The organism is Methylomonas lenta, from assembly GCF_001644015.1.
Taxonomy (GTDB): domain Bacteria; phylum Pseudomonadota; class Gammaproteobacteria; order Methylococcales; family Methylomonadaceae; genus Methylomonas; species Methylomonas lenta.
The window spans coordinates 54613-65710 of record NZ_LUUI01000142.1; the positions used below are offsets into that span (position 1 = coordinate 54613).

Genomic DNA, 11098 nt, shown 5'->3' on the forward strand with positions numbered 1-11098 from the left:
ACTTAACCTTAATTTTTATCCATGGATTCTCAAAAACACATCCGTTTGACCCCATCTAACTCATCGATTTTAGTATTGGCACTCTGGAGCTTGGTCCTTTTACTGCTGGGCCTGGTATTTAATGAAAGCCTGGCCGAAATGAGCGGCATCTGGATGGGTAGCGAGGAATATAGCCATGGCTTTTTTATTCCGGTGATCAGTATTTATTTGATTTGGGTGCAGCGGCATCAGCTCAGCTTTGTCAAAGATTTTAAAGCATCTATTTTAGGCTTGACGATTCTACTGCTGGGATTATTGCTGTTTTTATTGGGTGGCTTAGCCACTATCCGCACTATTCAGCATTACGCCTTTATTGTAGCGGTAACAGGTGTTTTTGCTGCTGCCTTTGGTCGGCAGGGTTTAAAAGTGGCATGGGTACCCTTAGTGTTTCTGTTGTTTATGGTGCCTTTCCCTAATTTTATTTTAAATAACTTGTCTTCCAAATTACAGTTGATTTCATCCTGGTTAGGAGTGGAATTTATTAGAGCCTGCGACATCATGGTTTATTTAGAAGGCAATGTGATAGACCTGGGTGGCTATAAATTACAAGTAGTGGAAGCCTGTAGCGGCTTGCGTTATCTATTCCCGTTGGCCAGCTTGTCATTTTTGTGTGCTTATTTGTTTAAAGGCCCGTTTTGGCAAAAGCTGTTGATCTTCTTGTCTTCCATGCCACTGACTATTTTCATGAATAGTTTTCGCATCGGCGTAATCGGTCTGCTGGTAAACAGCTGGGGCACCGAAATGGCGGAGGGGTTTTTGCACGATTTTGAAGGTTGGGCCGTGTTTTTATTATGCATGGTGTTGCTGTTTATCGAAATGTGGATTTTTTCGCGCTTAAACGGCAAAAAAATCGCATTTTCCGAATTGGTGCAATTGCCGGATGAATGGTTTAGTGGCTCTAAAACCAGCCAAATGGAGTTCAATTTAAACAAGTCGGTATTTGCCGCTCTCGGTTTAATCGTTTTCATCGGTGCTTCCGGACAATTTGTCCGCGGAGGGGAAGATATTATTCCGCAGCGTAAGGCGTTTCTTAATTTTCCACTACACTTAGACGGTTGGCAGGGGCAGCGTGACGTTATCGAGCAAAAATATCTGGACACCTTGAAATTGACGGATTACGCCATCGTGAATTATCTAACCCCGGATGCGAAAAGCTCGGTCAATTTTTATTCGGCGTATTATGACTCGCAACGCAAAGGTGCATCGGTGCATTCGCCGCGTAGCTGCATCCCCGGCGATGGTTGGCAGATTACCAGTTTTGGTCAACTGACATTACCGGATATACAAATGCAGGGTACGCCGCTAGAGGTTAATCGGGCTGTGATTGAAAAGGGTGAATACAAGCAATTGGTGTATTACTGGTTTCAGCAGCGCGGTCGCTCAATTACCAACGAGTATTTAGTGAAATGGTATCTGTTTTACGATGCTATCACTATGCAAAGAACCGATGGCGCGTTGGTGCGTTTGGTAACTTCGTTAGACAAAGGTCAGGATATCGAGGTAGCGGATCAACGTTTGCAGGCCTATATGAAAGATATGGTAAAAGTTTTGCCGGAGTATTTGCCGGGCAAAGATATTGTGCCTGTATCTAGCTCATTATCGGATTAAGTCATCAGCATACAGTAATTAGGAAGGAGGCCAAGCCGATACATCGGCTTGGCCTCCGCTCAACAAGCGATTTAATAAATATACCCATCAATTGCACTTTATCTGCGAATCACCGATGTTAACAATTTTTTTGCTTTATTTTTACAGTTAATTATAAAAAATCACCTGGTATCGTCTTTAACTGGAATTAAAGAATGGAATTATTTTTAAGCTTTACCCTATCCACTTTAATCAGTGTTTTGTTAATGCCGTTTTTGATTAAAAACGCTAAGCATCTTGGTATGCTAGATGAGCCTGATGAACGCAAGGTACATACTAAAACAATTCCACGTTGCGGAGGCCTAGGCTTATCAATTGCTACATTAGTTACTGTTTTAATTTTAGCGCCGTTTGAAGAACCTTTTAGTTGTTTGTTAATTGGCGGATCTATTATTGTATTATTCGGTGTATTGGATGATATTTTTAATCTGCATTATAAATGGAAGTTTTTTGGTCAATTTATTGCGGTCTTTTTCGTTTTATATCATGGCATATATTTAAAATACTTACCTTTTGCCGGCTTGGATAGTGCCTCATTATGGATTAGCTACCCGTTAACTTTTGTTTTTGTAGTGGGCGTAACCAATGCGGTCAATTTGTCAGATGGATTAGATGGATTAGCTGCAGGCATTATGTTAATGACCTTGGCGGCTGTCGCATTTTTTGCTGACTTTGTGGGTGGCAGTAATTTGGCACTGATTGCGCTAGCCTTAATTGGTGGTATTTTGGGGTTTTTGCGTTTTAACAGCCATCCTGCCATTGTATTCATGGGTGACACCGGTAGTCAGTTTATCGGTTTTATGGCGGCCTTTTTATGCATTTATTTGACTGAAAATGTCTACATGACATTAAACCCAGCCTTGCCACTGTTGTTATTAGGCTTGCCAGTGCTGGATACCTTGATGGTTATGAGTCAACGTATCTATATCGGCAAGTCACCTTTTTCGCCGGATAAGCGTCATATTCATCATCGATTATTAGCGCTTGGATTTAGTCATGCCGAATCGGTTTCTTTTATATATGCCCTACAATCAGTTTTTTTATTGGCGGCTTTTGTTTTGCGCTACCAAAGTGATCTGACTGTATTAGGTTGTTACATATTGATTTGCGGCTTGATTTTGACGTTTTTCTTTTGGGCGCAACAAACCGGATGGCATTTTCGCACAGATAATGATGTTGCTGATAGAAGGCGTGGTATTTTAAGACAGTTTGATTGGTTATATTGGGGAGCTCGGTTATATATTGAATTTGCCTTATTGTTGTATTTATGGGCAATGATGTTCGCTATGTTTAAATCATTTTCTATATTTTCAGAGCCGGATCCATTTTTTTTACTAAGCGTGTTTTTATCCGCATTGCTGGTTATTTTATTTAATTGCCCATTATTAAGTTCTTTGATTAAGTTAAGCGTATATATCACCGCTACTTTTTCAGGTTTTATTTTAACCTCTGATCATTTTAATGATCCTTATATCGATATAGCCGTCAATAGTTTTTTAATCGGCTTGATGGTTGTGATTTTTATTGGCATCAGAGTCACTCGTCGTAACATTTTTTCTTTTTCTACGCAGGATCTTTTAATATCTTTATTTGCCGTTGCTGCGGTACTGTTATCGAACACGCCATTTCCGGTCAATTTTTTATTTAAGCTACTGTGTATGGCGTACGCTATTGAATATTTATTTAACTTTAACCTCAGGCCTTACAAACTACTGAAGATTTCTGCGCTTATTGCTGGGATTATGGTGTTTGCTGTTTTGATGCAGGGTTATGATTTGAAGTCAAATTCATTTGCAATTAAAGCAAACTTTCCTTTTTCGTCGCTGTTTGTTGAAACACCTTAAAGTCTGTCTGAGTAAGCAATGCGCTTAGCTGGAATCGTAACTGCTACGCACCGATAGTTTGCTGAAAGCCATTTATTCGCTCAAATTGCAATTCTTCTGCACTTGCTATAACGGCGAAAAAAGTTTTGTTTTTTACTCAACTGAGCGGGACTTGAGGTATAGACATCGTCTAAAATTCAGCCTGTATCTAGTTTTAACTTAACGGAAGCCATTTCATGAGCGATTTATTTATCTCTACTAAGTCCATTCCTGTGCGTGAACGTCTGATTATGGCGCTGGACGTATCGAGTATTTCTGAAGCACAAGCTTTGGTTGAGGAGTTAGGGGATGCGGTAATTTTTTATAAGGTCGGCATGGAATTATTCATGTCCGGCGATTATTTTGCTTTTATCGAGTGGCTAAAGGCGCGCAATAAAAAAGTATTTGTCGATCTAAAATTTTTTGACATTCCAGCTACTGTGGGCCGCGCCATTAAAGCGTTGAGCAGTAAAGGGGTTGATTTGGCAACCATACACGGTAACGATTCGATCATGGAAGCCGCCGCGCAAGCTAAAGGTGACTTGAAAGTGCTGGCGGTAACCGCATTAACCAGTTTGGATCGTGGCGATTTGGATGATTTGGGTTTTCAATGCGATGTAAAGCAATTGGTGCTGTCGCGAGCTAAGCGAGCGTTGCAAATTGGTTGCGATGGTATTGTCTCGTCAGGATTGGAAGTCTCCATGATTCGTGAAGAGTTAGGGCAAAAATTGCTGGTTATCACACCTGGCATTCGGCCGGTAGATAATCGCGAAGATGACGATCAAAAACGTGCTGTCAGCGTCGAGCAAGCCATGCAAAATGGCGCTGATTATATCGTAGTGGGTCGACCGATTCGGGATGCCGCAGATCGAAAAGCCATGGCGGAAAAAATCCAGGCACAAATCGCGGCATTGTTTGTTTAAGGGCAACGTTTGCAGTCGGATTACATTTTATTCATAACAAAAAGTGGGCATAATGCTTGCCTTTGTATGCATTTATCCGCTTTCGATGAAAAAACTGGAGAATATCTATCTGATCGGCCTGATGGGTGTGGGTAAAACCACTATCGGCAAGCAGCTAGCCAAAGCCCTGCAGCGACCATTTTACGATAGCGATAAAGTTATAGAAGATTGCATGGGCGTAGATATTCCGACCATTTTTTCCTACGAAGGCGAAGAAGGCTTTCGGGTGCGGGAGCAAGCTGCAATTGAACAATTAAGCGCAATTCCGGGTATTGTCATGGCCACCGGTGGCGGTGCCGTGATCAAACCTGAAAACCGCGAAGTATTAAAATCAAACGGTTTTGTGGTTTATCTGCATTGCTCTATCGATAAGATTTTATACAGAACCCGCCACGACACTCAGCGTCCATTATTACGTACCGACAATCCACGTCAACGTTTACAGGATTTGTTGGCGCAGCGCGACCCGCTTTATATGGAATGCGCCGATTTTAAAATTGACTCCGGCGCCCTACCCGGCAAGACCGTGGTTAAAACCATTTTGCAGCAATATCAGGCTGCCTTGGAACGACATGAAAGTATTGCAAGTTGAATTAGATCATGCCCGTAGCTACCCGATTTATATCGGTTCCGGCTTACTGGCACAAGCCGAGTTATTGACGCGGCATATACACTCTAAGCAGGTGCTAATCGTTACCAACGAAACCATTGCGCCCTTGTATTTGGCCAAATTGCAAGCAGGTTTATCGGCCTATCAAGTTGCCACGGTGATTTTGCCCGATGGTGAGCAATTTAAAACTCTGCAGTATCTGGACAATATTTTCGATCAGTTATTGGCTAACAAATTTAGCCGCAACGCTACCTTGATTGCCTTGGGTGGTGGTGTGATCGGTGATATGGGCGGTTTTGCAGCGGCGTGTTATCAACGCGGCATCGCCTTTATCCAGATCCCCACCACATTACTGGCGCAAGTCGATTCTTCGGTTGGCGGCAAAACCGGCGTCAATCATGCGCTGGGTAAGAACATGATAGGCGCCTTCTATCAACCGCAATGCGTAATTGCCGATGCCGACGTGCTGGATACACTAGATGACAGGCAATTATCGGCCGGTTTGGCGGAAGTGATTAAATACGGCCTAATACGCGACCTTGAGTTTTTGCACTGGCTGGAAGCCAATATGCCGCTGTTATTGGGCCGTGATAAGACCGCGCTGGCGTATGCCATCGAACGCTCCTGCGCCAATAAGGCTGCAGTAGTTGGCGAAGACGAATTCGAATCCGGCGTGCGCGCCACTTTAAATTTGGGGCATACTTTTGGGCATGCCATCGAAACCGGCTGCGGTTACGGTCATTATCTGCATGGCGAGGCGGTCGCCATCGGCACCTGCTTTGCTGCAGATTTATCCCGCCGTCTGGGCTGGCTGAACGATGCCGATGTTGAGCGTATCGTGGCTATCTTTAAAGCCGCCAATCTCCCCGTTACGCCGCCAGCAGAAATGACCACCGCGCAATATGTGGATTTGATGGCAGTCGACAAGAAAAATATCGACGGCAAAATCCGCGTTATTTTACTGGAAGCAGTCGGCAAAGCCTCTCTGCCGGTCAATGTAGATTTGGCACAGTTGCAAGCCACGCTGAACAGCTATGCTGGATAACGACACTTTCACCTACAGTTACCAGAAAAACCCGACTCATGCAGTGAAAAGCAGACTATCCGAGCGTACACTCATTACGGCAGATAGGTCGCAAAAACTGGATTTGCTAACCCACTTGTTAACTAATCTACAGCAATCTTTAATTGTCTGCGGGCCGGCAGGTATTGGCAAAACCACACTGATTCAAACACTCGAAGAGTGCCAAAAAGAAATCTGGCCTATCTGTATTTTACAAGGCTCATCGGCATTAAGTTTTGAGTCCGTGGTCACCCAATTAAGCCGGTTTTTAAATTTAAGCAACGCCAATGTTAGGTTTGACTTGTCATCGCTACGTGCGTTTTGCGAAAAGCAAAAAGTCATTTTAATCATCGACGATGCCGAAGATTTAGTGCCTGGTTTAATCGGCGAAATCATGGATTTCGCCGATTCGTTAGCCGGTTTACGATTGGTTCTTTCCATGAATAATGACACATTCCAGGACAAAATCAGTACCGATAGCGCTATCAATGATTGTCATGTGATTGAAATACCACCGCTTAGCCAGCGTCAGTGTCTTGAATATTTACAAAATCTATCAGCCCAACCCGACACGCAGTTATCGTTTAATGCGATTACAGACGCTTTGGTTGAAAATTTATATCAGGAAACCCAAGGTATCCCAGGTAAATTATTGGCTCAACTGCCTAAGTTAAATCAAGTTCAAACTGGTCAGAGTCGAAGATATGGCTTATGGATAGGCGTTATCGCCATCATTGCAGCGGCTGGGTTTGCTGCAAAATCCACATTGCCGCCGACTGTTTTGGAAGAATTATTTAGCCAACCAACTATTAAACCCGCTGCAACACCAACGCAACCCATTGCAGAAGTAAAGGATTCTGAAGCTAATCGTTTGTCCTCTGCCAGTGATTTTGTATCGGCCCCATTTTTGACCGAAGCAACGTCAATTCCTGCGGTAATAGCGCCTGCAATGAACTCGGCTAGTATTGAAAATAAAACTGTTCAGGTAGGCGTAACTGAGCCTAAAGTTGTCGATCAGGCAACAGCTGAGGTAGCTGCAATTGAACAGCCAGCAGCAGAGATCGATACACTTAAAGCCGAATCATCAACAGCCGAAGCGCACCTGCCTATACCAGAAGTAAAATCAGCCCCACCGGCGCCGATCAAAACCACCTCCAGCGATGATGATCTGGAATGGATCATGGCCCAGCCTGGCAAAAATTACACGGTACAAATCATGACGCTATCCAGCAAAGCTGCGGCAACCCATTTTATAAAAAAGAATTCAGCCTATAGCGATAGTCTTAAGTATTACGCCATTGGCAAAAGCGGCCAGGAACGATATGTCATTATCTATGGTTCGTTTTTATCTGCCATCGATGCCATGAAGCAAAAATCAACCATGCCGAATGATTTTAACAATGGCTTAATCAAGCGCTTTAATGTCGTGCAAAAACAAAGCCGACGTCCTGCGCAGTAAAAGCCCTCTACCACCTCAAACGAATGACACCATTAAAAAACGACTTATTCCTCCGAGCCCTGTTAAAACAACCCGTTGAGCGTACGCCTGTCTGGATGATGCGGCAGGCAGGGCGTTATTTGCCAGAATACCGTGAAGTGCGTGCCAAAGCTGGCAGCTTTATGCAATTGTGTACCAATCCTGAGCTGGCTTGTGAAGTAACTTTGCAACCCTTGGACAGGTTTAATTTCGATGCGGCCATTTTATTTTCCGACATTCTGACCATTCCTGATGCGATGGGTTTAGGTTTGTCGTTTGCTGAGGGCGAAGGCCCTCAGTTTGCCAACCCCGTCAGAACTGCAGCCGATGTCGCCAAACTGCCAATTCCAGACCCGCATGCTGAGTTGCGTTATGTGATTGATGCGGTAAGTCTGATCAAAACCAATTTGCAAGGGCGAGTGCCTCTGATTGGTTTTTCCGGCAGCCCCTGGACACTGGCAACCTATATGGTGGAAGGCCGCAGCAGCAAAAGCTTTCAAAAAGTTAAAAGCATGATGTTCGAGCAACCAAAGTTGATGCATCAAATGCTGGATAAGTTGGCGCAATCGGTGGCGGCTTATTTAAATGCGCAAATCGCCGCTGGTGCCGATGCAGTGATGGTATTCGATACCTGGGGCGGCATGCTCAGCCATGACGATTATCTGGAGTTTTCGCTACGCTATGCGCAACAAGTGCGGCAATTGCTAAACACCAGCCGAGACGGCCAGCAAATCCCAACCATTTTGTTCACCAAAGGTGGTGGATTGTGGCTGGAGTCTATGGCGGATACCGGCTACGATGCTTTGGGTTTGGATTGGCAAACCGACATCGGCAACGCTCGCGCCCGCGTCGGCGATAAAGTGTCTTTGCAAGGCAATATGGACCCGATCACCTTGTATGCAGGGCCCGAAGTGATACGCGAAAAAGTCGGCAAGGTTTTGCATAGCTTTGGTTCAGGTAGTGGCCATGTATTTAACTTAGGCCATGGCATCTTGCCGGATATCGATCCGGAGCACGTCCGCGCCATGGTGGATGCTGTACAAGAATTGAGCCCGCAATATCATATCTAAGTGAAACAATTTCACGGCCTGGACACACTTTGTCAATCGCGTCAGGGCTGGCTTAAACCCCAGGACATGGCCAGCCTGCTGCTTAAAGATCTTTATGATTGCCAGTGTCAAATATTCGGCTGCATTGAAGATAATGACAAAATCCTGCTAGCCACATTACATCTTTTGCCTGATGACTTAAGCTATGAAATGTTTGATCAGCGCATTGATTTAATCGTCGCCGGACCGATTCTGCGCAACGATTGCGTGCCGCTAACCTATCGTCTGCAAGGGAAAGCATTCGGCATTAGTGGCCGCTGCTCTGTAATTGCTAAAGTTTGCGGTGTCGACTTATACCTGCAACGTAGTTATACCTGTGAAATCGGCGACATTGCTCGCCAAAAGTTTTCCATAGACATCAAGTCTTTGTTAAAAATGAAAAACTTTATCCAAGGCTAAAAAATAGTTGTGACAATTTTTTCTGCAATTCGATAGAATGAGCGTTCTTGGGGGCGACCTGGCTTCGACGTGGGTAGCAAAACCTCAGGTGCATGCCGAGCACAGTACAGCTCGTAAAACCTACTGAAAAAAAGTATTCGCAAATGACGAAAACTACTCAGTGGCTTTAGCAGCGTAAGACCTGCACCACTTCTCTGACCAGGTGTACTTATGCGCCTGGAGTTTCTGCGGACCCTTCGGGGGACAAAGGGACGCTCAGGGATCATATTACATAAGATCGCGCCAGGGCTTAGTTCGGAGCCTAAAGCGCTAAATCCAATCGAAATCGCTGTTAATCCTCTTGGCCCGACGGGTAGTTAACAGTTAAATCAAAAGCGCGGGATAAGCATGTAGAGCTTGTGGCGGAGTGCTTGCGGACGCGGGTTCAATTCCCGCCGCCTCCACCAATAAATCGTTCAACCAAGAACAAAGAAGTACAGAAAACCCGCAAGTCGAAAGGCTTAGCGGGTTTTTTTTGTTCAACGAAGTTCAAAGAAATTCATTGCGAATCATTGCGGATTGCTGGTAAATTTGCTGGTAGTTCATTTACCAGCAATGCATTTACCAGCAATGGTGTACCTATGGCAAGATTACTTAACAAGCTTTCATCACCATTCATCAAAGCCACGCAGACAAAATCTATTAAAAATGGAAATGTTGGCAAACTTGCCGATGGTGGAGGGCTTTACTTTGTCGCCGAACCATTGCGTTCATCTTGGTGGAGATTTGATTACCGAATCGACGGCAAGCAGAAAACATTATCAATCGGACTTTATCCGGATGTATCTTTGGCAGAAGCCAGAAACCAGAGAGAAGAACTACGTCGAAAAATTGCCAACGGCATAGACCCTGGAAGCCAGCGCAAAGCAGAAAAGGCAGCGGCGGCGAATGCTGACAGCTTCGAGGCTATTGCTTATGAATGGTGGCATCACAAAAAGGATACCTGGACAGAAGGCCATGCAAAAAGGACTTTAACGCGATTGGTTAATGATGTTTTCCCTTATCTTGGAGACAAGCCCATTAACAGCATTAACGCCATAACCTTGCTTGAGGTCATTCGCCGGATAGAATCCCGCGGCGCGATAGAAACCGCACACCGTACCAACCAAGCATGTGAGGGTGTTTTTGCTTTTGCGATAGGCACCGGACGTTGTGAAAATAACCCGGCTACAGCAATTAGAGCCGTACTGAAGCCAGCACCCACACAAGAAAACTTTGCAAGGCTAACAGATCCTAGCGATATATCAGCACTGCTGCATGACATTCAAGAATACAAGGGTTCACCGATTGTCAGATCGGCATTGCAATTGCTGCCGCTGACATTTGTCAGGCCGGGGGAGCTGGCAAAAGCAGAATGGAAATATATCGATTTTGACGCGGCATTGTGGACAGTACCGGCACACATTAAAAAACAACGAATATCACTCAAGAATGATAGTAATCGAGTACATCTTGTTCCACTATCAAGGCAAGCAATCGCCATACTAAAAGATATTTACCCGCTCACAGGATCAGGTCGTTATGTATTTACAGGACTGAGAACCACATCAGGCAGCGCCAACGAGCGCCATATGACAACCGAGTCGATGCTTGCCGCATTGCGTCGCATGGGGTACAGCAAAGAAGAAATGACCTCGCACGGGTTTAGGGGCATAGCATCCACAAAAATCCGTGAAAACCACAAAAACAAATTTCAGGAGGTTGTTATAGAAACACAGCTAGCGCACACCGTAGGCACAAAAACCCAAAGAGCCTACGACCATGCTATCTATTTGCCTGAAAGAATTGAGCTAATGCAGTGGTGGGCAGACTATTTGGACGAACTAAAAACAGGTGCAAAAATAATACCGTTCCAACGCCAGATATAAACCAGCGATTGGGCACCCACCCC

9 protein-coding genes and 1 other RNA gene are annotated in these 11098 nt (G+C 44.7%); all 10 read left to right on the forward strand.

What is annotated here, in order from left to right; all coding sequences use genetic code 11:
• Window positions 1–21 precede the first annotated feature (21 nt).
• The 10 genes from xrtD to A1359_RS17120 all read left to right on the forward strand — a co-directional run bounded on the left by xrtD (window position 22) and on the right by A1359_RS17120 (window position 11075).
• On the forward strand, window positions 22–1647 hold the full coding sequence (gene xrtD / locus A1359_RS17075; protein ID WP_066985966.1) for a VPLPA-CTERM-specific exosortase XrtD: 1626 nt from the start codon (window positions 22–24) through the stop codon (window positions 1645–1647).
• Between the two features lie 194 nt (window positions 1648–1841).
• Window positions 1842–3530, forward strand: coding sequence for a glycosyltransferase family 4 protein (locus A1359_RS17080; RefSeq protein ID WP_066985969.1), 1689 nt, complete (start codon window positions 1842–1844; stop codon window positions 3528–3530).
• 215 nt (window positions 3531–3745) lie between these two features.
• On the forward strand, window positions 3746–4471 hold the full coding sequence (gene pyrF, locus A1359_RS17085) for an orotidine-5'-phosphate decarboxylase (RefSeq protein WP_066985972.1): 726 nt from the start codon (window positions 3746–3748) through the stop codon (window positions 4469–4471).
• 85 nt (window positions 4472–4556) lie between these two features.
• Window positions 4557–5102, forward strand: coding sequence for a shikimate kinase (locus A1359_RS17090; protein ID WP_083960707.1), 546 nt, complete (start codon window positions 4557–4559; stop codon window positions 5100–5102).
• Window positions 5083–6165, forward strand: coding sequence for a 3-dehydroquinate synthase (gene aroB / locus A1359_RS17095; RefSeq protein WP_066985975.1), 1083 nt, complete (start codon window positions 5083–5085; stop codon window positions 6163–6165). Before A1359_RS17090 ends, aroB begins: the two co-directional genes overlap by 20 nt.
• A complete protein-coding gene (locus A1359_RS17100; RefSeq protein ID WP_066985978.1) occupies window positions 6155–7642 on the forward strand; it encodes an AAA family ATPase in 1488 nt (495 codons plus the stop codon). Before aroB ends, A1359_RS17100 begins: the two co-directional genes overlap by 11 nt.
• Window positions 7643–7665: 23 nt before the next feature.
• On the forward strand, window positions 7666–8730 hold the full coding sequence (gene hemE / locus A1359_RS17105; RefSeq protein ID WP_066985981.1) for a uroporphyrinogen decarboxylase: 1065 nt from the start codon (window positions 7666–7668) through the stop codon (window positions 8728–8730).
• On the forward strand, window positions 8731–9168 hold the full coding sequence (locus A1359_RS17110; protein ID WP_066985984.1) for a hypothetical protein: 438 nt from the start codon (window positions 8731–8733) through the stop codon (window positions 9166–9168). It abuts the gene before it with no gap.
• Window positions 9169–9217: 49 nt separating this feature from the next.
• Window positions 9218–9614: a transfer-messenger RNA gene (gene ssrA / locus A1359_RS17115) on the forward strand.
• A complete protein-coding gene (locus tag A1359_RS17120) occupies window positions 9579–11075 on the forward strand; it encodes a tyrosine-type recombinase/integrase (RefSeq protein ID WP_198159392.1) in 1497 nt (498 codons plus the stop codon). Before ssrA ends, A1359_RS17120 begins: the two co-directional genes overlap by 36 nt.
• Window positions 11076–11098 lie beyond the last annotated feature (23 nt).

What these genes read in the sequence shown, in the direction of transcription:
- pyrF (WP_066985972.1), top strand. Translation starts at nt 3,746, where the DNA reads ATGAGCGATTTATTTATCTCTACTAAGTCCATTCCTGTGCGTGAACGT.
- A1359_RS17090 (WP_083960707.1), top strand. Translation starts at nt 4,557, where the DNA reads ATGAAAAAACTGGAGAATATCTATCTGATCGGCCTGATGGGTGTGGGT.
- aroB (WP_066985975.1), top strand. Translation starts at nt 5,083, where the DNA reads ATGAAAGTATTGCAAGTTGAATTAGATCATGCCCGTAGCTACCCGATT.
- A1359_RS17080 (WP_066985969.1), top strand. Translation starts at nt 1,842, where the DNA reads ATGGAATTATTTTTAAGCTTTACCCTATCCACTTTAATCAGTGTTTTG.
- A1359_RS17100 (WP_066985978.1), top strand. Translation starts at nt 6,155, where the DNA reads ATGCTGGATAACGACACTTTCACCTACAGTTACCAGAAAAACCCGACT.
- hemE (WP_066985981.1), top strand. Translation starts at nt 7,666, where the DNA reads ATGACACCATTAAAAAACGACTTATTCCTCCGAGCCCTGTTAAAACAA.
- xrtD (WP_066985966.1), top strand. Translation starts at nt 22, where the DNA reads ATGGATTCTCAAAAACACATCCGTTTGACCCCATCTAACTCATCGATT.